General features: G+C 60.0%; 20 protein-coding genes and 1 tRNA gene. 6 read left to right on the top strand and 15 right to left on the bottom strand.

All coding sequences use genetic code 11. The features are described 5' to 3' along the window. The first annotated feature begins 60 nt into the window (after window positions 1-60). Window positions 61-984: a DMT family transporter gene (locus tag IMX17_RS09520; RefSeq protein ID WP_046899214.1), complete on the top strand. Its 924-nt coding sequence runs from the start codon at window positions 61-63 to the stop codon at window positions 982-984. A 50-nt stretch (window positions 985-1,034) separates the two neighbouring features. Here IMX17_RS09520 and cycA read toward each other — a convergent pair whose 3' ends face one another. Then, window positions 1,035-2,435: a D-serine/D-alanine/glycine transporter gene (gene cycA, locus IMX17_RS09515; RefSeq protein ID WP_033642613.1), complete on the bottom strand. Its 1,401-nt coding sequence runs from the start codon at window positions 2,433-2,435 to the stop codon at window positions 1,035-1,037. Window positions 2,436-2,785: 350 nt separating this feature from the next. Between cycA and IMX17_RS09510 the strand changes: the two genes are divergently transcribed. After that, window positions 2,786-2,861, top strand: a tRNA-Lys gene (locus IMX17_RS09510). Between the two features lie 220 nt (window positions 2,862-3,081). Here the strand turns inward: IMX17_RS09510 and IMX17_RS09505 are convergent. Further along, the gene (locus IMX17_RS09505; protein ID WP_182264782.1) at window positions 3,082-3,585 is read right to left on the bottom strand and encodes a DedA family protein; all 504 of its coding nucleotides are present in this window, start codon (window positions 3,583-3,585) and stop codon (window positions 3,082-3,084) included. Between the two features lie 74 nt (window positions 3,586-3,659). After that, a complete protein-coding gene (locus IMX17_RS09500) occupies window positions 3,660-4,973 on the bottom strand; it encodes an MFS transporter (RefSeq protein WP_182264781.1) in 1,314 nt (437 codons plus the stop codon). 384 nt (window positions 4,974-5,357) lie between these two features. Between IMX17_RS09500 and IMX17_RS09495 the strand changes: the two genes are divergently transcribed. Then, window positions 5,358-5,660, top strand: a complete 303-nt coding sequence (locus IMX17_RS09495; RefSeq protein WP_046899217.1) for a putative quinol monooxygenase — start codon at window positions 5,358-5,360, stop codon at window positions 5,658-5,660. Window positions 5,661-5,771: 111 nt separating this feature from the next. Here the strand turns inward: IMX17_RS09495 and IMX17_RS09490 are convergent, their stop codons facing one another. From IMX17_RS09490 to IMX17_RS09460, 7 genes are all read right to left on the bottom strand, one after another. Continuing rightward, on the bottom strand, window positions 5,772-6,341 hold the full coding sequence (locus IMX17_RS09490; RefSeq protein WP_227414483.1) for a hypothetical protein: 570 nt from the start codon (window positions 6,339-6,341) through the stop codon (window positions 5,772-5,774). Next, the gene (locus IMX17_RS09485) at window positions 6,316-6,882 is read right to left on the bottom strand and encodes a GNAT family N-acetyltransferase (protein ID WP_193549683.1); all 567 of its coding nucleotides are present in this window, start codon (window positions 6,880-6,882) and stop codon (window positions 6,316-6,318) included. The genes IMX17_RS09490 and IMX17_RS09485 overlap by 26 nt, the downstream gene beginning before the upstream one ends. 135 nt (window positions 6,883-7,017) lie before the next feature. Further along, window positions 7,018-7,737, bottom strand: coding sequence for an enoyl-CoA hydratase-related protein (locus tag IMX17_RS09480; RefSeq protein WP_193549682.1), 720 nt, complete (start codon window positions 7,735-7,737; stop codon window positions 7,018-7,020). Next, a complete protein-coding gene (locus IMX17_RS09475) occupies window positions 7,730-8,902 on the bottom strand; it encodes an MFS transporter (protein WP_193549681.1) in 1,173 nt (390 codons plus the stop codon). The genes IMX17_RS09480 and IMX17_RS09475 overlap by 8 nt, the downstream gene beginning before the upstream one ends. Next, the gene (gene hemA, locus IMX17_RS09470) at window positions 8,899-10,110 is read right to left on the bottom strand and encodes a 5-aminolevulinate synthase (protein ID WP_193549680.1); all 1,212 of its coding nucleotides are present in this window, start codon (window positions 10,108-10,110) and stop codon (window positions 8,899-8,901) included. Before hemA ends, IMX17_RS09475 begins: the two co-directional genes overlap by 4 nt. 15 nt (window positions 10,111-10,125) lie before the next feature. After that, on the bottom strand, window positions 10,126-11,337 hold the full coding sequence (locus IMX17_RS09465; RefSeq protein WP_193549740.1) for an acetyl-CoA C-acyltransferase: 1,212 nt from the start codon (window positions 11,335-11,337) through the stop codon (window positions 10,126-10,128). Between the two features lie 9 nt (window positions 11,338-11,346). Beyond that, window positions 11,347-12,876, bottom strand: coding sequence for a 3-hydroxyacyl-CoA dehydrogenase NAD-binding domain-containing protein (locus tag IMX17_RS09460; protein ID WP_046899223.1), 1,530 nt, complete (start codon window positions 12,874-12,876; stop codon window positions 11,347-11,349). Window positions 12,877-13,223: 347 nt separating this feature from the next. Between IMX17_RS09460 and IMX17_RS09455 the strand changes: the two genes are divergently transcribed. The 3 genes from IMX17_RS09455 to IMX17_RS09445 all read left to right on the top strand — a co-directional run bounded on the left by IMX17_RS09455 (window position 13,224) and on the right by IMX17_RS09445 (window position 15,406). Continuing rightward, window positions 13,224-13,940 (top strand): autoinducer binding domain-containing protein, encoded by a 717-nt coding sequence (locus IMX17_RS09455; protein WP_033642622.1) that lies wholly within the window; start codon window positions 13,224-13,226, stop codon window positions 13,938-13,940. A gap of 179 nt (window positions 13,941-14,119) precedes the next feature. Continuing rightward, window positions 14,120-14,548, top strand: a complete 429-nt coding sequence (locus IMX17_RS09450; protein ID WP_033642623.1) for a universal stress protein — start codon at window positions 14,120-14,122, stop codon at window positions 14,546-14,548. 177 nt (window positions 14,549-14,725) lie between these two features. Further along, window positions 14,726-15,406: a hypothetical protein gene (locus tag IMX17_RS09445; RefSeq protein WP_193549679.1), complete on the top strand. Its 681-nt coding sequence runs from the start codon at window positions 14,726-14,728 to the stop codon at window positions 15,404-15,406. Window positions 15,407-15,452: 46 nt separating this feature from the next. On the opposite strand, the gene IMX17_RS09440 is transcribed toward IMX17_RS09445, so the two are convergent. The 5 genes from IMX17_RS09440 to IMX17_RS09420 all read right to left on the bottom strand — a co-directional run bounded on the left by IMX17_RS09440 (window position 15,453) and on the right by IMX17_RS09420 (window position 21,748). Next, on the bottom strand, window positions 15,453-16,466 hold the full coding sequence (locus IMX17_RS09440) for an Ldh family oxidoreductase (RefSeq protein WP_046899225.1): 1,014 nt from the start codon (window positions 16,464-16,466) through the stop codon (window positions 15,453-15,455). A gap of 18 nt (window positions 16,467-16,484) precedes the next feature. Next, on the bottom strand, window positions 16,485-18,050 hold the full coding sequence (locus tag IMX17_RS09435; protein WP_046899226.1) for an APC family permease: 1,566 nt from the start codon (window positions 18,048-18,050) through the stop codon (window positions 16,485-16,487). A gap of 44 nt (window positions 18,051-18,094) precedes the next feature. Beyond that, window positions 18,095-19,711 (bottom strand): aldehyde dehydrogenase (NADP(+)), encoded by a 1,617-nt coding sequence (locus tag IMX17_RS09430; RefSeq protein WP_193549678.1) that lies wholly within the window; start codon window positions 19,709-19,711, stop codon window positions 18,095-18,097. Between the two features lie 54 nt (window positions 19,712-19,765). Next, a complete protein-coding gene (locus IMX17_RS09425; RefSeq protein WP_046899228.1) occupies window positions 19,766-20,686 on the bottom strand; it encodes a dihydrodipicolinate synthase family protein in 921 nt (306 codons plus the stop codon). A 207-nt stretch (window positions 20,687-20,893) separates the two neighbouring features. Continuing rightward, entirely contained in the window at window positions 20,894-21,748 is an 855-nt protein-coding gene (locus tag IMX17_RS09420) for an AraC family transcriptional regulator (protein ID WP_193549677.1), read from the bottom strand. Between the last annotated feature and the right edge of the window lie 330 nt (window positions 21,749-22,078).

The raw sequence follows: 22,078 nt of genomic DNA, 5'->3' as shown, positions 1-22,078 counted from the left end.
CTTTATCTCATACTGGCAGGATCTGTGCATTATATTGCACTCAGCAGGAAGGGCAAGCCGGTGTCAGCAGCAAAAAAATCCTTTATTTCCGCCGTGGTTCCGCAAATCAGGTTGCCGGAAGCGGTGTTGATTTTCATCACCATGATCTGGGGCGGCACCTTTTTGGCTGTGCATCACGCGATGCAAGTCAGCGGGCCGTTCTTTTTCGTCGGTCTGCGTTTCGCCACCGCCACGCTGGCGTTGACGCTGTTTTCGCTGCGCGTGCTGCGCGGCCTGACCCTGTATGAACTGAAGGCGGGCGTGCTGATCGGGCTGGCGATCATGTTCGGCTACAGCATGCAAACCGTTGGCCTGCAGACCATCACTAGCAGCCAATCGGCGTTCATCACCGCCATGTACGTGCCGATCGTGCCGCTGTTGCAATGGCTGGTGCTGGGGCGGTTCCCCGGCATCATGTCGTGGATCGGTATTCTGCTGGCCTTTACCGGCCTGATGCTGCTGGCGGCGCCGAGCAGTACGGACATGTCGCTGAGCCTCGGCGAAATTCTGACGCTGGCCGGCACGCTGGGTATGGCGGCAGAGATCATTCTGATCGGCGCCTTCGCCGGCAAGGTGAATATTCGCCGGGTGACCATTGTGCAGCTGGCGACCGCCTCACTGGCCTCATTTTTGATGATGGCGCCGACCGGCGAGTCGCCGCCGCCGTATTCGGATTACCTGCTGTACAGCGCCATAGGGCTGGGGCTGGCCAGCGCGTTGATTCAGCTGACCATGAACTGGGCGCAGCGCAGCGTTTCACCCACGCGCGCGACGGTGATTTACGCCGGCGAACCGGTCTGGGCGGGCATCGTCGGGCGGCTTGCCGGTGAGCGTTTGCCGGGCGTGGCGTTGTTGGGGGGCGCGTTGATTGTGATCGGGGTGGTGGTCAGCGAGTTGCGCGTACGGCGCAAGGAGAAAGCGGCGGTGGCGACGGAAGCGGATTAGCGCAAAGGCAAGAGAGAACAAAGGGGCGGAGATATCCGCCCCTTTTTGCATCACGCGGTTTTCTTCTTGCGCAGGAACACGTAAGACAGGCCGAGCAGGATGAACCACAGCGGGGTGACGATCAGCGCCTGGCGGGTGTCTTCGCGCAGCGACAACAGCACCAACACGAACACGAAGAACGCCATGCACACCCAGCACATCAGTTTGCCGGCCGGCATTTTGTAGATCGATTTCTGGTGCAGCGCCGGGCGCCGTTTGCGGTAGACCAGATACGAACACAGGATGATGGTCCAGACGAACATGAACAGAATCGCCGACACGGTGGTTACCAGGGTGAAGACCGTCATCACGTTCGGGATCAGGTAAATCAGCACCACGCCGCCCAGCAGGCAGATGCAGGAGAAGGTGAGGCCGTTGGCCGGCACCGCGCGCTTGGACAGGTTGGCGAACGATTTCGGCGCGTCGCCTTCCTGCGCCAGCCCGAACAGCATGCGGCTGGTGGAGAACACCCCACTGTTGGCGGAGGAGGCGGCGGAGGTCAGCACCACGAAGTTGATCACGCTGGCCGCGGCCGGCAGGCCAATCAGCACGAACAATTCAACGAACGGGCTCTTGTCCGGCACCACGGAGCTCCACGGCGTCACCGACATGATGACGATCAGGGCGAACACGTAGAACATGATGATGCGGATCGGAATCGAGTTGATGGCGCGCGGCAGTGACTTCTCCGGATCCTTGGTTTCCGCGGCGGTGGTGCCCACCAGTTCAATGCCGACGAAGGCGAATACCGCGATCTGGAAGCCGGCGAAGAAACCGCTGATGCCTTTCGGGAACATGCCGCCGTCATTCCACAGATGGGTGAATGAGGCCACGGTACCGGTCGGCGACTGGAACTGCATGGCGATCATCACCAACCCGGCGACGATCAGCCCGACGATGGCGACGATTTTGATCATCGCAAACCAAAACTCCATTTCGCCGAACATCTTCACCGTCGCCAGATTAAGGCCGAGCAGCAACAGCACGCACAGCAGCGAAGCGATCCACTGCGACAGTTCAGGGAACCAGAACTGGGCGTAGGCGGTGATCGCCACGACGTCGGCGATGCCGGTGACCACCCAGCAGAACCAGTAGGTCCAGCCGGTGAAGAAGCCGGCCCACGGGCCGAGCAGATCCGCGGCGAAATCGCTGAACGATTTGTATTCCAGGTTGGACAGCAGCAGCTCGCCCATGGCGCGCATCACGAAGAACAGCATAAAGCCGATGATCATGTACACGAAGATGATCGAAGGGCCTGCTAGGCTGATGGTTTTACCGGAGCCCATAAACAGACCGGTGCCGATGGCGCCGCCGATGGCGATCAGTTGAATATGTCGGTTAGTGAGGTTTCGCCGTAGATGATCTTCTGAAGCGGGCGTCGCATCAGTCGCTATTTTAGAGTGATCTACCATCTGATGATGTCCTGTTTTACCTGTCATTAGTGAAGTCGTGAGCTCTGAAGTGGCTCTTTTTTATACATTTATCCGGTTGGTCCGGCTTTAGTAAGGTAGTGCAATAACGCCACCTTTGTGCAACATGTTTACAACATTTATACGTGGGATAAAAGTCGACCAAGCTTTACACGAGAGGAGGCAAATCGGACGTTCAGGGAGCGGAAGATTACTCTTCAAACGGTGGGATTAACAGACCTTATGCGGCTTATCTCGTTGATTAAACAAAGGGTTGTAAATTTCGCATGAGAAAAAGTAATGGGTGTAAGCGTTTGACAGCGCCTCCGACGAGGAGGACAATTTACCTCGTTGGGTCGTTAGCTCAGTCGGTAGAGCAGTTGACTCTTAATCAATTGGTCACAGGTTCGAACCCTGTACGACCCACCAACCAAATCAGCGTGTTACGCTCAGACTTTTCTTCGTTTCTTCCCGCATTGCGCCGTTTTAAGCGCGCATTCTGCAAAAAAATTCGCATTTTTCGACTGATGTTCAGAAAGGTGATCTGGCGCAAACTGCAATGTTGCACCGGACTTTATACGGCAAGGAGGGCTGTGCGCTGGCGCAACGTCGGCGCAGGGATGGGCCATTTGCCCAAGAATCTTTCAGGTCAGGAAACGGGGAATAAATGCGCAGCCGACATCAAAAGCAGCGCCCAGACGGCGGCCGAGAGCGCGGCGGTGGCATAGACGCGCCGCGCCGGCAGTTGCAGCATGCCGGCCATCAGCGGCACGGTGTAACGCATCACAGCCAAAAAACGCGAGGCGAACAGTAGCGGCAGCCCGCGCTTTTGCAAGGAACGTTGCGCTTTGCGCAGCGGGGCGTGAAAGCGTGCCGGCAGCCGGCGGCCAAGATCGCGACGGCAGAACAGTGCGCCGCAGTGGAACGACAGGATTGAGCCCAACGCCGCGCCGAGGGCGATGGCTGCCCAAACCGCGCCGATGGGCAGCGCATGCTTGCCTGCAAGGATGCCCATCAGCAGCGTGACCGAGGCGGGCGGCAAGACGGAAGACACTACGATCACGGATTTACCCAGCGCAAACAGGAAAATCAGCAGCAGCAACATCTCCGGTTCCGGGCTGTATTTGGCGATAATGTGCGTCAATTCATCCATTTAACACCTGCGGGCGAGAGGGGGGACTGTCAGTGTCCCATCTGCAGGTTCAATAATGGCTAAATAACGCGCCGCTATCCGGCAATCTCTGCGTCTGGTTTGCTCACGTCGGCACGCCGATGTCTGAGCGCCCCTAACAGCGCGGCGCACAGCAGTGAAAAGGCGGCCAGCACCAGCGGCCCGGCATGCGGGCTGTTGAAGCGCTGTTCCGCCTCGGTGCGGATAAGCGGGGCTAAAAAGCTGAATGCGGCGCCGAGCGTGGTGCAAAAACCGATGCCGGCCGCCAGCGCCGGGCCGGTCAGCAGCTGAGCGGGAAACGTCCAGAAAATGGGTTGTACCGCCAGAAAACTGACTGCGCAACAGCTCAGGGCGACGATAGCGAGCAATGGGCCGGCATAGGAAGAGACAACCAACCCCAGCGCTGCCGCGACCATGCAGCCAACGGCGATCGGCAATCTTCTGGCGGTTTTTCTGTCGGCATAGCGCGGCAGGAAATAGACGCCCAGCGCGGAGCATGCCCAGGGAATGGCAGCCACCAACGAGGCCTTGAAGCCGAGATGGGTGCCCATCAGCGAAGCGATCTGCGACGGCAGAAAAAACATCAGGCCGTATACGCCGATTTGCAGGGTGCCGTAGATCAACGCCAGATGCCAAACTTTGCCGCTTCTCATCGCCGCTTTAACGCTGCTGGTTTCGGTGCGCTGCTGTTCAGCGGCCAGCTGTGCGACCAGCGCGTTGCGTTCTTCCTCGGTGAGAAAGCGGGCTTGCCTTGGATTATCGTCGAGATAGAAAAAGGCGAAGACGCCGAGGACGACGGCCGGCAACCCTTCCAGCACGAACATCCAGAACCAGCCGGGCTTGCCCAACACGCCGTGCATCTCCAGCAATGCCCCCGACAGCGGTGAGCCGAGCGTCAGGGCCGCCGGCACGCCGAGCACGAAAATGCCAATGACCGAGGCGCGCACCTTATTGGGAAAATAGATCGACGCCAGCAGCAGGATGCCGGGATAAAAGCCGGCTTCGGCGATCCCCAGCAGAAAACGCAGGACGATAAATTGCTGTTCGTTGGTCACCAGCCCGGTGCAGGCCGATAACGCCCCCCACAGCGCGGTGGTGGCGCTGAGCCAGCGTTTGGCGCCCCAGCGATTCATCAACAGGTTGGCAGGAATGCCGAACAGCGCATAGGCGGCAAAGAATATCCCCGCGCCCAGCGCAAAGGCGGATTGCGACAGCGCGATATCGATGGCCATCGCGTCTTTGGCAAAGCCGACGTTGACCCTGTCGATAAACGCGATGAAGTACATGGCGAACATCAATGGCACCAGTCTGCGCCAGGTTTTGCGGATGGCGGCGTTGAGCGCTGGAGCGGCATAGGTGGCGTGATTCACTGGCGGTAACCTCTCTTCTGAGAATGATAAGCGTCGGTCATAAGGACCGTCCTGGCGCCGTGGCCCATCATGCGGCGATGACATGGCTTTTATGCGTGAGCCGTAAAGGCCTAAAGGACTAATGGTCAGGCCTTTAGAGGCGAAAAAAACGCCGCGCAGTGCGTCGGCATATCGGTACAGATATCACCATGGTGAATAGTGTGTTGCTTTTTTGTTAATTTAAAGTTCACACAGGGCCAGGAGGCGTTCAAGCGCTTTGATCGATATCTGTGTGCGCTATCACCGAATTGGGAACCCGATGACAGACACTGGAGAGTGGCGCTTTCATCTCGGGAGGGAGGGCGATAAGGTGAAGCGCGGCACAACAGAACGCAGGAGCGCAACATGCTGAAGGTCATTGCTGAAGATTTCATTCACCCGGAACACATTGACACCGTTATGCCTTGGTATCGCGAGTTGGTGGAGAAAACCCGGCAGGAGCCGCTGTGCATCAGTTATGAACTGTGCATAGACCAGCAGGATCCCGGGCACTTTATTTTTATCGAAAGCTGGCCGGATCGCGCGGCTCTCGAAGTGCATTGCCAGACCGAGCATTTCACCCGGCTGGTGCCGCAGATCAATCAGTATCAGCGCAAGCCTTGCGCCTTCCTGTTTATGCAGGCGTTCCCTGAAACAGGCGATAAATAGGCGAAAAAATCCCCGCAGGGGGCGGGGTTAATGGCTTCTCAACACTATCTTGTTGTGATTAAAAAATAGGCTGATAATGATTTTCATTCTCTAAGAATGCTCTTAAATTAATCAATCTGGTGAATGATTCGCCGTCTGCTTTTCGCTGGCGGTTTTAATGGCGCGCAGCATGCGGCGTCTTATCAATCCACTCACCAGGCGAATCGCATACCAGTAGGGGGTAAACCGCCGCCGGCTGGCGCTGTCGGGGCAGAAGATGCGCGTTTCCGTTACCAGGCGGCAGCGCCCGCCCTCCAGCGGGCTCGCGGCATACCCCAGCGCCAGTTTAGCGACGCCGGGCTGAGCGAAGGCCTGAAAGTCTGCCCCGTCAGCGACCGTCACCAAACCGTATTCAGCCTGCCAAAACCGGCCGATCAGGCCATAGACCAACGCGGTTTCATCCTGCTCAAGCAGGCAAAAGTTTTGCAGGCCAAACGGCGGAGGACGAGGCTTATCGCGTGGCATCAGGCGCGCGGGCAATTCGCGCAGCGCTATCATGCTGCGGAAAAAACGATCGCGCTTGGGATCGTAAGCGGCCACGGCGTCCAACACCCGCGATTGCGACGCGGTGATGACGATCGCATGCTGCTCAGAGAACTGGTATTGCCCAAGGTATTTATTCAACAGCGTCATGTCGTTCATGCTCCCGCCATTCGCTTTGCAGCAGGGCGAAACCGAATTCATCGCCCCATGCGCCTTTGAAAAACACGTTTTGCCGCCAACAGGCCTCACGGCGAAAGCCCAGCTTACCGAACAACGCGGCGGCGCGAAGATTACGCGCGTCCACCACGGCGGTAATGCGGTGTTTCGCCAGCGGCCCGAACAGCAGGGCGATGACGGCGCCTAGCGCCTCGCGCGCCTGTCCTTGCCGCTGATGAACCGGATCGAAGGTCACGCCCAGTTCAGCCTGACGCCCTTCATCGAAAAAATGCACCGCGACATCGCCCAGCAACGCGCCGTCCTCGCGGCGCTCGACCGCCAGTTGAAACCAGCTGTCATCACGGTTGAACGCGAGCCGCTGTTGCTGTGCGAAAAAGGCCTGCGCCTGCGCGGCGCTGTAGTCGCTCCAGCTTTGGTAGCGCGCCACGTCAGGATGGTTGCGGTAGGCGGTAAAGTGGGGCAGATCGTCGGCGGTGAACGGGCGCAAGATCAGTCTGGGGGTCAGCAAAGGCAAGTGGCGCATTATTTTTCCTTATCAGCGCATGAGGTCTACCGGCAGTGTAGCCCAGCGCCGAGAGGCGGGCTGCGTAAAATGAGCTGTGGCGGGGAAGCGCAGCGGGAAATGCCGGCTCAGGCAAGCCGGCAAGCAATAAGGGGGTTAACGACGAGCGGCCGCCTGACGCAGGCGTTCGACCGGCGCCTGCTGAAAATCGAACGATGGCGCCTCGCGCTGCGTCAGCCCCTGGCGCACGATGGCCTTCACGGCCAGGCTGGCGGCGAGGTCCTTCCCGGCGATCTGCTCGGCGATGCGCAGCGCTTCTTCCCGGGCCGAGCCCTCGCTGATGCGGGAAATGGCGCCGTGTGACAGGGCCTCACGCGCACCGACGGTTCTGCCGGTCAGCAGCCAATCGAGGGCGACATAGGGAGAAACTCGCGCCGGCAAACGCGCGCATCCGCCTTGCGCGGCGACCAATCCGAGCCCGGTTTCGGGGAAGCTGAAACGCGCGTTCTGGCTGGCGACGATCAGATCGCAAGCCAGGGCGAGCTCAAAGCCGCCCCCGTAAGCGATGCCGTCAACGGCGGCGATGATCACCTTGGCGATCTGCGCATGGATCAGCCCCCCGAATCCCTCCGGCGTGACGATGGGCAGTTCGCCCTGTCGGAACGCGTTGACATCCATGCCGGCGGAAAATACCGCCGGCTGACCGGCCAGGACGATTGCGCGTATCGTATCGTCATTATCCGCCTGCCGCAGGTAACTGCGGATCAACTCGGCCATCTGCAGGTTGATGGCGTTCTTTTTCTCCGGCCGATTGAGGGTGATGACTGCAATCTGCGCGCCATAACGTTCGTAAAGCACCGGCGGTAATTCACTCATCGCTGGCCTCCCCGCGGAAAAAGATCAGCGTCAGCAGCAGGGCGATGGCGCCGAGCGGCAGCGAGAACAGCGGCAAATAGTGGGCCGGCAACGCATAGAGCGTCAGACCGCCCAGCATGCCGCCCGCCGCGATGCCGGCGTATAGCACCGAGCTGTTGAGCGACACGGTCAGCGCGCCAAAACGCTTCGACAGCGACAACAGGTGATGTTGGATCGGCACCAGATACATCCAGCCGGTGATGCCCCAGATAAGAAAGATGGCCAATACCCACCACGGCGAGGTGACGTAAAAGGCCAGCAGGAACAGGGACAGCGTCTGGATCGCCACCGAAAACAGCAGCACGCATTTGCTGCCCAGGGCGTCGGTCAGCGCGCCGGAGGCAAAATTGCCGATCACCGCGCCAATGCCGAACACCAGCAGCGCCAAAGGCAGAATGGCTTCCGGGCCGAACTGGGTGTCTTTCAACAGCACGCTGACGTAGCTGTAAACAATGTGCTCCGAGCACACGGCGAAAAAGGTGATCAGCAGCGTGGTCAGCACCGCCTTTTGCCGCAGCGGGGCGAGCCGTTCTTTCAACGAATGTTTGCCCGGCGCCGCAATAGCGCGCAGCGCCAGCGACAGGCCGAGCAGCGCCACCGCCCCCAGCAGGGCGATGAACAGAAAAATGTCGCGCCAGCCGATCAGTTTGGCCAGAAAGGTGCCGAACGGAATGCCGAGCGCGATGGCCAGCGTCATGCCGCCATAGACGATGGAAATAGCCAGGCCGCGGCGTTTTTCCGCCACCAGCCCCACCGCGGCGGCTGCGGCCTGCGGGGTGTAACAGGCCGCGCCCAATGCCGCCAGCACTCGGCCTAACGATATCTGCAGGTAGCTGGTGGCCCAGGCGCAGGCCAGGTTGCCGGCGATGAACAGCACCAGCGCCAACTGCAGGATGTGCTTGCGGTTGACGTTGCCCAGCAGCCAGGCGGTCAGAGGCGCAAACAGCATGTAGGCCAGCGCGAATACCGATATCAACTGCCCCGCTTGCGCGGGGCTGACGGCAAAGGTCTCGGAAATATCGCTGAGCACGCCGGCGACGATAAAGGCGTCGGTGCCGATGGCGAAGGTGCCGGTCGCCATCAGACACAGCGTGACCAGATGGCCGTTATAATCCGCTAACTTCATCCTGCCCTCCGCAGATCGTTCGCTGCCCAGACCCGGCCCAGAGCTGCCAGGAAGGTCTCCACGTCGGCATGGGAATGTGCCGAGGTTGGCGTTACCCGCAGCCGCTCGCTGCCTGCGGGCACCGTCGGGGCATTGACCGGTTGCACGTAAATATCATGCTCATCGAGCAGCACTTTACTGATGTGTTTGTTGCGGTGCGGATCGCCGACCCGCAGCGGCAGGATATGGCTGTCTGCCGACACCAGCGGGATGCCGGCGGCGCGCAGACCGGTCTTCAGGTGATCGACGATCGCCAGCAGGTGCTTGCGTTGGGTGTCGTGCTCGAGGTTGTATTTAAAGCTGGCCAACGCGGCGGCCACCACCGGCGCCGGTGACGAGGTGCTGAAGACGAATGCCGGCGCCCAGCTGCGTACGGCTTCCACCACCGAACGGGGCGCGGCGATATAGCCGCCCGCCGCACCGTAAGACTTGCCGAACCCGCCCTGGATAATGGTGATTTTATCCAACAGTCCCAGCTGTTCGGCATAGCCCAGCCCCCGTTCGCCATACACGCCAGCCGAATGAATTTCGTCGAGATAGGTCAGCGCCTGATACTGTTCCGCCAGCGCCACAATCTGCGCCAGGGGAGCAAAGTCACCGTCCATGGAATACAGCGACTCAAAGGCGATCAGCTTTGGCCGCGCCGGATCGGCGGCCTGCAGCAGCTCGGCGAGGTGCGCCACGTCGTTATGGCGGAAGATTTTTTTTTCCGCCTTGCTGTAGCGAATCCCGTAAATCATCGAGGCGTGATTCAGTTCGTCAGAGAACACGATCAGATCGGGAATGGCGTCGCACAGGGTGGACAAGGTGGCGTCGTTGGCGCCGAAGCCGGTGGTGAACAGCAGCGCCGACTCTTTGCCGTAGGCGCTGGCCAGCAGCGTTTCCAGTTCAGTGTGATAGGCCGAGGTGCCGGAAATGCTGCGGGCGCCGCAGGTGCCTAACCCGACTCGGTTAACCGCGTCGGTGGTGGCCAGCAGCACTTTGGGGTGGTGGCTCATGGCCAGATAGTCGTTTGAGCACCAGACGTTGAGACGGCGCTCGCCTTGCTGCCCGTAGCTGGTGGCCCAGGGTTTGTCCTGCACGCCGCGTTCAAGGTTGAGGAACTCGCGAAAACGTCCCTGCTTTTTGGTTTCCGCCAACTTTTCTTCAAGAATGTTCAGTACGCTCATCGTATGTTCCTTGTGTTAAACGGCTTTAAGGTTTAATGACAGCCCCTGACCGACGCCGACGCACATTGTCACCAATGCGTTGCCGGCCTGCCGATCGCGTAATTCCAGCGCCGCCGACAGCACCAGGCGCGCGCCGGACATTCCCAGCGGATGGCCGAGCGCGATGGCGCCGCCGTTTGGGTTGACGCGCGCGTCGCCGGCGTCGATGCGCCAGTGTTTCAGCGCCGCCAGAACCTGCGCGGCGAAGGCTTCGTTAATCTCGATGATGTCAAAATCATTCAGCGTGAATCCGCCGCGCTGCAGTAAGCGCTCGGTGGAGGCGATCGGCCCCAGCCCCATCAGCGCCGGCGCGACGCCGGCGGCCGCGCTGTCGCCGATCTCCACCAGCGGTTGCCAGCCCTGGCGTTTCACGTAGCGGCCGGAGGCCAGCAGCAGCGCGGCGGCACCGTCATTGATGCCGGAAGCGTTGCCGGCGGTGACCGAACCACCGGCGGCGAAGGCCGGTTTCAGCGTCTGCAACTGCTGCAACGTGCTGAGCCGGGGGAATTCGTCCTGTGCGAATATGCGGGTGGTTTTACGATCCGCCGGCACCTCCACCGGCGTGATTTCCCGCGCCAATCGACCACTGTCGATCGCCCGGCGGGCCTTTTGCTGTGAGCCCAATGCGAACAGATCCTGTTCCTCGCGCGAGATATGCTGTTGTTGGGCCACGTTTTCCGCCGTGATGCCCAGCGGATCGCTGCCGTAGCGTTCCGCCAGGCGCGGGTTGACAAAGCGCCATCCCAGCGTGGTGTCGTACAGCTTTACCCCCTTATCGAACGGCGTTTCGCCCTTGCTCAGCACATAGGGCGCGCGGCTCATGCTTTCCACGCCGCCGGCCAGAATCAGTTCGCTGAGGCCGCTGCGGATTTTCGCCGCGGCGTAGATCACCGCATCCAACCCGGAGGCGCAAAGGCGGTTGAGGGTGATGGCCGGCACCGACTGATCCAAGCCGGAAAGCAGCGTCGCCATGCGGGCGACGTTGCGGTTGTCTTCGCCGGACTGGTTGGCGCAGCCCAGCACCACTTCATCCAGATCCTGCTGCGCCGCCGGATGGCGCTGAAGCAGGCTGCGAATAATCGTCGCCGCCATATCATCGGGGCGGGTATGCGCCAGGCTGCCGCCATAGGCGCCGATCGCCGTGCGCGTGCCGTCGATCAGATAAACACCGTCATCTTTAATGTTCATCATGGCTCCTTAAGGCGTGGAGGTCAGCGCCGGTTGGGCGGCGTGCAGAAGGGTGTAATGCGGTGCATAGCGCGCCGCGTGCAGCAATTGCGCCAGGTTGCTCAGCGTCGTCCTGACATTTTCCTCCCCGAGGCGAGTGAGCCAGACGAAAATACCGTCGGCGTAGTTCACGCCGGCGACGGCGGCGACATCAATGTCTTCCCGGCTGCAGACGCCGCTTTCCACCATGATCACCGACTCGTTGATCAGGCTGCTGAGCACCCGGGCGACGATCAAGGCCGGGGAATCCTTGATAAATTCCACCTGCGGGATCGCGGTGTGCAGCAGGCGTAAAAACAGCGCCTTATTGGCCGCAGAGGCGTGGCGGCTATGCGCCGCCGCCAGGTACGCCGTATCGCCGTAGTTCAGGGCGACATCGACGACAAAGGCGTCCGCCGCGGTCTGTTCGGCAAGCTGATTTGCCGTGCGACCATCGGTAACGCTGACGGTGAAAGCATCATTGACCTGAATGGCGGCGCCCAGGCCCGGTAATGTCGGCCGGTGTTCCACGCGCAGCCGCGGCCATTGCAGGGCGGCCCGCTGCTGTAGCAGGGTAAAGAGAGGATGTTCACCGTAAATGCGTAGCGTCTCGATCTCCGCATCGACGGCGGCTGCAAGCGGCGGGGGAGATTCTTCGGCGGAAAAATAGGAGCGGCCGTTCTTTTTGCCCAACAGACCGGCATCGACCAGCGAGCGCTGCAGATGGCCCGGGGTATAGCGCGGATCGTACTGCATGTCCTGCCAAATTTGCCGGCTGACCTGATAGTTGATGTCCTGACCGATAAAATCGGTCAGCTCGAGCGGCCCCATGCGAAAGTGTCCGCCGGCTTTGAGGGCGCGGTCGATCTGCGGCGCACGTGCCACGTGTTCTTCCAACAGGCGGAACCCTTCCAGATAGTAGGGGCGAGCCATACGGTTGACGATAAACCCCGGCGTGGCCTGACAGACGACATCGCGTTTCCCCAATGCCGCCACCAGTTGACGGCAACGTTCGGTGGTGACCTGTGCGGTAAAATAGGCCGGAATGATTTCAATCAGCTTCATCAGCGGCGCGGGGTTGAAAAAGTGCAAACCGATAAAGCGTTCGCTGTGCGTCACCGCCGTCGCCAGCTTATTCAGCGACAGTGAGGAGGTATTGGTGGCGATCAGCGTGTCGGGCTTGACCGTCGCGGCGATGGCCGCCAGCACCTCGAGTTTGGCTTGCTCATGTTCTGCGATGGTTTCGATCACCAGATCGCTGTCGACGATGGCCCCAAATTCCGCGGAGAACGTCAGATTAGCCAGCACCGCGTCTTTATCCTGCGGCGCGACCCTGCCCTGTTCGATCTTTTTGTCCAGGTCTTGCACGATATATTCACGAGCCTGAATGAGGGTATTGCCGTTGCGATTATAAAGCACCGTACGAATGCCTTTTTGCGCGAAAAGATAAGCGATGCCTCTGCCCATCGTTCCCGCGCCGATAATCGCAGCCGATTGAATTGCCGCATTACTTTCTGCCATAGAAAATCCCCGTCACTGTATGCCATGCGAAATTCGCAAATGCTTATTATCTCTTTGGATTTACGGCGGCACCGGGTGCCAGTGAGGAAAGTAATTGGCGGTGTGTTGGCTGTCTAACGGTAGAAATGACAGGTTTACCTGCAGGCGGGGTTATGCTATTCGCGTAGTTTTGCGGTTCAGCCCAATAAAAAGGCTTATTCTGAGGGAAATAAACCGGGGAATAGCTTTTTTCGTTATAGCGTTCGTATTTTTTATTATATGAAACGGCTATTGGCGCCGGGCGGCGATATCCTATAGTGAGTCTGACCTATCGATAAATCGACATCGCTATTTGGAGAACCTGCGTTATGGATACCCGCACTCAACGGCTCATGGCGGAGGTGATTGGCAGTTTGACCGATCGCGAACGTTTTCTGACTCAACTGGGGCGCTGCGTCGAGGCGCTGGGTTTTGATTATTTCTCCTACATCGTTTTTTCCTGTTATCCGGCGAGCCGGCCAAAAATGCGGGTTGAAGGAACGTTTCCGGCGCGCTATCTCGAGGATTATCGGCGGCAGCGGGCGTATTTGCAGGATCCTGTCATCGAGCGAGCCCACCATTCCACGCTGCAATTCCAGTGGGACGAAAGTTTTTATCACGAGCGGCCGGCGCTTTGGCAGCGCATGTCGCAGTTTGGTCTGCACACCGGGTGGTCGCAGTCGGTCAAGGATTGCTATGGCCGCCTGGGGATCCTGACTTTTGCCGGCAAGACGCTGCCGCAGCAAACGCCGCAGGCCGGCGCGGTGAATGAACTCTTTTTCCTTTGGCTGGCGCAAACCGCCCACAAAACGCTGCGTGAAGCGTTGATATCGGTGAACGACGAAGCGATAAAAGATGTGCTGACGCTGCGAGAGAAAGATATCTTGCGCTGGTGCAGCGAAGGTAAAACGGCGGAAGAGATCGCGCTGCTGATGGGGGTGAGCGAACGTACGATCAATTTCCATATCGGTAACTCGATTAAAAAACTTTCGGTCGCCAATAAGACCGCAGCCACCGCCAAAGCCGTTTATTTACAGCTGATTTAATGGCGAGAAATAAATAATTAATCGCCTATCAGTTAGCGGCGCGATGTTTATATTTTGTTAAATTAAGCATTGTCTTTATCAGTATTTACCTCCGATCACAAAAGCGTGATAAAGCGGTTCACCGCGCCCGTGCGCGGCAGTACTCTGTAGGCACCCGGTTTACATAGAAAGGATGTGATATGTACAAGACTATTTTAGTGCCGATAGATATTGAAGAGGATCTGTTGACCGAGCATGCGCTGAAGCATGTGGAATATTTGGCGAAGATGTCCGGCGCTAAAGTGCATTTTTTCCATGCGCTGCCGGATGCCTCGGCTTTTGTTACTGCCTATTCGTTCGGTCTCAAGGAGTTTGAGAATCAGGCGGAAGTGAAGGCGGTGGAGAAGCTGAAGAAAATCATGTCGGAAATCGATCTGCCGTTAGATCGCCTCAATTACACCGTCAGCTTTGGCTCTGCGCGCGATCAGGCGCTGGAACTGGCGGAAGAGATCGACGCCGATCTGATCATTATCGGTTCGCGTCGCCCGAGCGTGAAAACTTATCTGTTGGGCTCCAATGCCGCCGCCATCGTTCGCCATGCCAATATATCGGTGATGGTGGTTCGATAATCCTCCTTTAAGTCCGCCGTTTTCATGCGCGTTCTGCGGTCGCCGGTCGGCCGTAGAACGCAGGCTGCTTTATTGCCATCTCAGCCTGAGCTGCTACGATTTTAGCTGACGTTTTTTATGACGACCGGGCCAGCGGCCTTGCGCATATTCTTTATTTCAGCCAGAAGAGGGGCAGCCATGCCATTAGAAGTCGATGGGATCATCAGAGGCGATCGAGGCAATGAACCGAGCCATTGGCAACATACGCCAACCAAACCGCTTGTCACGCTGACCTGGCATCACACCATCCCCTGGAACTGTTTACGTAATGTCTGGAATGGTCTGGTGGCTGGCGAGCACTGGAGCGCGCTCGACGAGTTTATGAATCTGATCGGTGTGCCTAACCGCGCCGAGGTGCTCAAACAGATAAAGAATGAAAATCTGCAGGATCGCGATGGGTTACATACCCTGGTGACCTGGCAAGGCTGGAATATCGTCGAGGGGCCGGGTAACGAATATCGCGCGCAGGGTGACGATCCCGGTGAAAATTTCGACGACTGGTCCGGCAAAGGCATGAGCACGAATCAGCAAGCGACGCTGCAGCAGGTCAAAGTGTTGTATCAGGTGATGGCACCGCTGGGAAGCCGCGCGCTGGACGCCGCCAGACAGGCGCCGAACATTACTGCGGAAGAAGCGAGCGTCTTGCAACGAACGATTAAACAGACCCGCCCAACGTTGCGCGGAAAGGAACCGATCCGGTGGCAAGAGGACATGTGGCACAAAGTGCAACCAGGTAAACAGGCGAAACATTTCGCCCAATGGGACAGCAAACCCGTGTGGCGCAAGCGCCTGCACAGCGACTTGGCTCAGGCAGGCTAAACTTCGCCCCGCGCCGGATTGGCGGCGCGGGGGCATCAATTCGGCGCTAATCGCACAGCGCCGCTATCTCGTCGTACAGCGCCCTCGGGATTTCCACGCCGTATTGTTCGCTGTGGCGTCGTTGCCGATAGCGACGCTCGCCGGGAATGCGCGCGCCTTGCGCTTGCATGTCGGCAAACATCGCCTCCGCGCTGGCGAAATACCGCTCCTTATCCGCGCCGAGAAAACGCTCGGGATCCAACGCGATGATCAGTTCACCGCCGTAGGGCGATGAACCGGTGCCGTCGTCATAGGCCAGAGATTCTTTGCTGGTCATGTCGCCGATCAGCGGCCCAGCCAACAATTCAACCATGGCCGCCAGCGCCGAGCCTTTATGGCCGCCGAAAGTCAGCATCGCGCCCTCCAACACGCTGGCAGCGTCGGTGGAGGGGTTGCCTGCCTTATCAATGCCCCAGCCTTCCGGCAGCGGGGTGCCGGCGCGGCGATGCAATTCGATTTCGCCGCGCGCCGCCGCGCTGGTGGCCATATCGAACAAAAACGGCGGCCGAGCCGGGCGCGGCCAGCCGAAGGCGATGGGGTTGGTGCCGAATAGCGGGCGTGAACCGCCGGCCGGCGTCACCCAGGCGTGGCTGGGCGTGCAGGCTAAGGCCACGAAACCCTGTTCGGTCAGCGGTTCGATGTCGGCCCACAGCGCGGAGAAATGCACGCAGCGGTTGATCGCCAGGGCGGCGATGCCGTTGGCGCGCACCTTATCGATAAAGGCCGGCAGAGCGGTGCGGTAGGCGAGCAGGGAAAAGGCGCCGCCGGCATCGGCGCGCAAGATGGCCGGCGCCTGGTCGAAGAGCCTGGGTTTCGCATCGGCAGAGACTTTGCCCGCCCGTAATGAGCGGACGCAGCCCAATAGCCGGTACAACCCGTGCGAAGCACAGCCGTCGCGCTCGCCCTGGGTGACATTTTGCGCCACTGTCTCGGCATGCGCCTGATTGAAGCCGTTGCAGCGCAGTGCGCGTAGCGCCAGTTGATAAGCGTGTTCCAGCGACAAAACGTGCATGGTTGTCATTTCGATGTCCTCCCTGGGTCATTCTTCTTCATCGCCGATAAAATTGGCCTGGGGTAAACAGGTATAGGCGCCCCAGTAGTAAATCGCCAGCGCAACCACCGCCATGGTCAGCGTGTCCCACGGATGAGCAATAGCGCCGATGCCGCCGAAACTGCTGAGGTAGGAAAGCGCGATCGTCAGCGCATAGAAGACGATTAGCCACAGCGAGGACCCAATTTGCTGCCTGAGGCTAACGGCGTGGGTCGGCACCTGATTCTTGAACAGGATGTAAATGAAGAACATCAGTATCTGCAAGCCGAGCAGCCAGGAGACGGTGTCCCAGCCGGACCAGAAGACGATCAGCGCCGAAATGATAAACGACAGCGGGCCGAGCACGCAGAAACCGCGCACCCGGAACGGACGCGGCATATCGGGCGCATTGCGCCGCAGCCCGGCGGCGGTGACCGGGGCGATGGCGTAACTCAGCACCAGCGCGGCGGACACCACGCCGATCAGCTTTTCCCACGACGGGAACGGCAGCGTCCAGAAGACCGAGAGGGCGAAGGTCAGCCACAACGCCGGGCGCGGGATACCGGATTCACCATCCACCCGGGTGAACAGTTTGAAGAAGGTGCCGGCGCGCGCCCACCCGTAGATCACGCGAGGCGTGGCGTTCATGTAGATGTTGCCGGTGCCGCTGGGCGAAACGATCGCGTCACTGACCACCAGAAACGCCAGCCATCCCATGCCGAGCGTGATGGCGATATCGCGGAACGGCAGGGAAAAATGTTGGCTGATACCGGCCCAACCGCCGCTCAGCATCTCGCTGGGGATACTGCCGAGAAACGCTATCTGCAGCAGCACATAGATGATGGTGGACAGCACGACTGACAGGATCAGCGCGATGGGAATGGTGCGCTGCGGTTTTTGCACCTCGCTGGCGACCGAAATGATCGGCGTCAGGCCGAGGTAGGCGAAGATGATGCCGCCGGCGGAAATGGCTGCCTCGACCCCGGCGGAGCCGAAGGGGGCAAAGCCCTGGCTGTGCAGGTTTTCCGGTTTGAAAAAGCTGAACAGCACCACGATCACCAACAGCGGCACCAGAAACTTCAGCACGCTGATGAGATTATTGGATTTGGCGAAGGTTTTGACGCTGTAGTAGTTGAGCGCGAAGAAAAAGCACAGCAGCGCCAACTGCACCAGCCAGCCGAGCGCTGTCGGATCGCCGGAACCCGGCTGGCTGAGGAGCGGGAACCAGGCGGCGGCGTACTGACGGGCGGCGACGACCTCGATAGCGATCAGACTGGAGAAGGCGATCAGCGTGATAAACCCCAGCAGATAGCCCATCAATTCGCCGTGCGAGAACACCGGATAGCGAATGATGCCGCCGGCGCGCGGCAGGGCGGCGCCCAGCTCGCAGTAGACGATGCCCAGCAGCAGCACCGCCAGGCCGCCGATGAGCCAGGAATAGATGCCGGCGGGGCCGGCGATGGAGGAGACATGGCTGGCGGCGAACAGCCAGCCTGAGCCGAATATGGCGCCAAGACCGATGAACGTCAGATCGGTGAGCGTAAGCTGCTTCTTGAATTTGCCTTGGGTTGTCATGGTATTACCCTTTTGTTATTGAGTGGCAGGCAGATGCGGCCGGGCTAATGTTGGGCAGGTGAAACTATGGGATCTCGGGTGTAAACGCCGTTCACCAGCCGCAGCAGATTGAGCGGGTTGGCGTCCTGCAGCGGCGGCGGCAGCAGCGCCGCTGGGGTGTTTTGCAGGCAGACCGGCCGCAGGAAACGCTCGATGGCCAGCGTGCCTACTGAGGTGCCGCGCGCGTCGCTGGTCGCCGGGTAAGGGCCTCCGTGCACCATGGCGTCGCACACCTCTACTCCGGTTGGATACCCGTTGAACAGCATCCGGCCGGCTTTGCGCGTCAGCAATGCCGTCAGCCCGGCGGCCATATCGAGATCGCCGTCTTCCGCCAGCAGCGTGACGGTCAGCTGGCCTTGCAACGCCGCCAGCACCGCATGCAGCTGCGCTTCGTTATCTACCGCCACCAGCACGCTGGCCGGACCGAAGACCTCAGCTTGCAGCAGCGGATCGGCCTGCAGCAGCAATGTTTCCTCCGCCTGATAAAGCTGCGCCGCTGCCCGATGAGGCAGAATTTCGCGCCCCCCCGCCAGATGCCGTATGTGCGGATGGGCATCGAGCGCGGCCAGCCCGCGCCGGTAGTGTTCCAGCGTGCCGGCATTCAGCATCGGCTGTGGGGCGGCGGCGTCGACCAATGCGCTCATCGTCGCGGTCAACTGTTCGAAGGCGACGCCGCGCAGCGCGACGATCACGCCGGGCTTGGTGCAAAACTGGCCACAGCCGAGCGTGAAGGAGGAGACCAGTTCCTGCGCGATGTGCTGCCCGCGTCGAGCCAACGCCTGCGGCAGGATCACGACCGGGTTAATGCTCGACATCTCGGCGAAGACCGGGATCGGCTGGGGACGCTGTGCGGCCAGATCGAACAGCGCCCGACCGCCTTGCAGTGAGCCGGTAAACCCCACGGCCTGAATCGCTGGATGCTGCACCAGCTCGGCTCCGACACGGTTGCCGAAGATCATGTTGAAGACGCCGGCGGGCATGCCCATACGTTCCCTTGCGCGCTCGATCGCCTGAGCGGTCAGCTCGGCGGTGATCATATGGCCGCTGTGTGCCTTGAACACGACCGGGCAGCCGGCGGCGAGCGCGGCGGCGGTATCACCGCCCGCGGTGGAAAACGCCAGCGGAAAGTTGCTGGCGCCGAACACCGCCACCGGACCGAGCGCCGTGCGATATTGACGCAGATCGGGACGCGGCAGAGGAGAGCGCTGCGGTAACGCGCAGTCGATGCGCACGCCCTCGACGTCGCCGCGTCGCAGCAGCGTGGCGAACAGCCGCATCTGGCCGCTGGTTCTGGCGCGTTCGCCGCTTAACCGCGCCGGTGGCAGGGCGGTTTCCTGCATGACGAAGGCAAAGAAGGTCTCATCCAACGCGTCCAGCTCCTCGGCGATGGCGTCGAGAAAACTTGCGCGTTGTTCGGCGCTGCATTGCGAATAGGGATCAAAGGCCGCCGCGGCGGCTTCGGCGGCGGCGGCGGTTTCTGCCGCCGTAGCCTGGTGGAAGCGGTAGCCGGTCGGCTGACCGTCGTCGGCGCGCAGGCTGAGCAGCGCCGCTTCTCCCGTAGCACGGCGCTGGCCGCCGATAAATTGTTGGCCGCTGATGGCGGCATCGCGAGCGTTGGGCATGGGTCCCCCTGGTAGAGAAAGTGCGACGCCCGGCGTGGCCGGGCGGTGAAGGCGTTACAGGCCGACGTTCGGCAGTGCGGGACGAGTGGCCAGCGCTTTATCGATCACGGCGTTGATTTCGGAGAGCGTTTCCCCCTGCAGCGCCAGACGCGGCGGGCGAGTGACGGCGCTGCCGCGGCCGACCCGCTGTTCGCACAGCTTGATGCATTGCACCAGATCGGGGCGGGCATCGAGATGCAGCAGCGGCATGAACCAGCTGTACAGCGCCAGCGCTTCCTCATAGCGTTTTTCCTTCGCCAGCCGGAACAGGGTTTCCCCTTCGCGCGGGAAAGCGTTGGACATGCCGGAGATCCAGCCTTGCGCGCCGACGGCGATGCTCTCCAGCACCACATCATCCAACCCGGCGAACAGTACGAAGCGATCGCCGACTTCGTTGCGCAGATCGATAAAGCGGCGTGTGTCGCCCGACGAGTCTTTGAAACACACGATGTTCTCGCAGTCGACCAGTGAGGTCAGGATGTCGGGCGTGACGTCATTTTTGTAAATGGGAGGGTTGTTGTAGACCATGATCGGCAGATCGGTAGCGCCGGCGACGCTGCGAAAGTGCGTGGCGGTTTCGTGCGGCTTGGCGGAGTAGACCAGCGCCGGCATCACCATAATTCCGTCGACGCCGGCCTTTTGCGCTTCACGCGCCATGTTTTGCGCGAAGGCGGTGGTGAATTCGGCGATGCCGGCGATCACCGGCACTTGGCCGTCGGCGGCGTCCCTTGCCACTTCGATCACCGCCAGCTTTTCCTGTACCGTCATCGAGGTGTTTTCACCGACGGTGCCGCAGACGACCAGGCCGGAGACGCCGTCGCGCACCAGGTTTTTGATCACCGTATGCGTGGCGTCGAGGTCCAGAGAAAAATCGTTGCGGAACTGGGTCGTCACCGCCGGGAATACGCCGCTCCAGCTTAGGGTTTTATGGCTCATCGTGTTTGTCCTGTCGTCCGAAAGTGTTAATAAAAAGTGAATCTTTGGTGAGGCTCACCGACAGATTGACCGGTATTGCGCAGGGAGGCTTGACGCTTTTCGCCGATTGCTGCGACGAAATTGGCACAATGGCGCCGGAAAGCGGGCGTGCAGAAACCGGGCGCCGGTGCGCCATAAAGAATGATTTTAATGGGGTAAATCAGCGTATTAAGCGGAAAGCGTCAGGCGGAAATCACGTGGCGTGGAACCGGTCATCGCTTTGAACTGACGGCTGAAGGCGCTGTGATCGGTATAACCGCACTGCAGCGCGATGTCGGTGATCGGCAGATCGCCCGCCAGCAGTTCCGTGGCCTTTTCCAGCCGCACTTTGTGGATCATCTGGCGCGGAGTGAGGTGGAAGATGCGTTTGCAGTAGCGTTCTATCTGCGCCACCGACAACCCGGTCAACGCCGTCAGCTCCTCGAGCGCGATCGGTCGGGCGTAGTGGCGGCGGATGTAGACGTCGATCGCGGCCAGCCGTTGGTAAGCCGGATGATTGGCTTTGGCCTCTTGCAGATCGTGTGAAATGCCCGCCATGCCGATGATTTTTCCCTGCGCGTCGTACAGCGCCAGCTTTTGCGTCAGGCACCAGCCGGTTTCACGGCCGTTGTACAGGTGCATTTCCAGCTGATCCTGGATCAGCACGCCGTGGCGTAATACCCGCAGATCTTGCTCGGTGTAGCCGGATCCGAGCTGCGCGGGGAAAACGTCGGCGGACGTCTTGCCCAGCAGCGGCGCGACGGTCTTGAAGCCGCAGCGCCTGGCCAGCGTCAGGTTGGCCAACAGGTAGCGCGCCTGGGCGTCTTTGATAAAGAACACCACATTGGGAATCGCGTTCAGCAACGGCGCGATCAGCGCCAGCGTATTGAGCAGATCGCGCAGGTTGTTCGGACGCTGCTGCGCCAGCCCGTCGCACAGGCGCGACAAATGTTCGACGGCGAAAACGTCCTCCTGAACCGGCTGCTCCACCAGGGCAGGCGGCGAGAGAGAAATCTGATGTTGATGGTCTGAAATGGATCGCATAGCAGTCCCTTTTCGGTCGTTAGCCGGAAAAACAGGCGGCCAGGTTGGCGCTTTCGCATCAATATTAACTTTTTTGTAACGAATCAAGCGCTATTTCCGGCTGGCCACCAAATATGCGGATCGCCGCAAACTTTTGCTGGACGGCGCGCGCCGGTTGCTTGAAAACTGCGGCATTTCTCGCTACGCGGTGGTTTAGCATGAAAGTAACGTCATGATAAATAAGATATTATTATGGTTTCGTTAAATGTATGCCCGTGATGGGCCAGACTAGCCTGTCGTCATTGTGCTGATTTCTTCATTCGCCACGCCGAAACGCATCAAGCCGCCATG

The organism is Serratia sp. X3 (assembly GCF_014982455.1).
In the GTDB taxonomy this organism is placed as follows: Bacteria; Pseudomonadota; Gammaproteobacteria; order Enterobacterales; family Enterobacteriaceae; genus Serratia; species Serratia ureilytica.
Note: the sequence above shows the minus strand (reverse complement) of the source record. Positions and strands in the feature narration are given on the sequence as shown.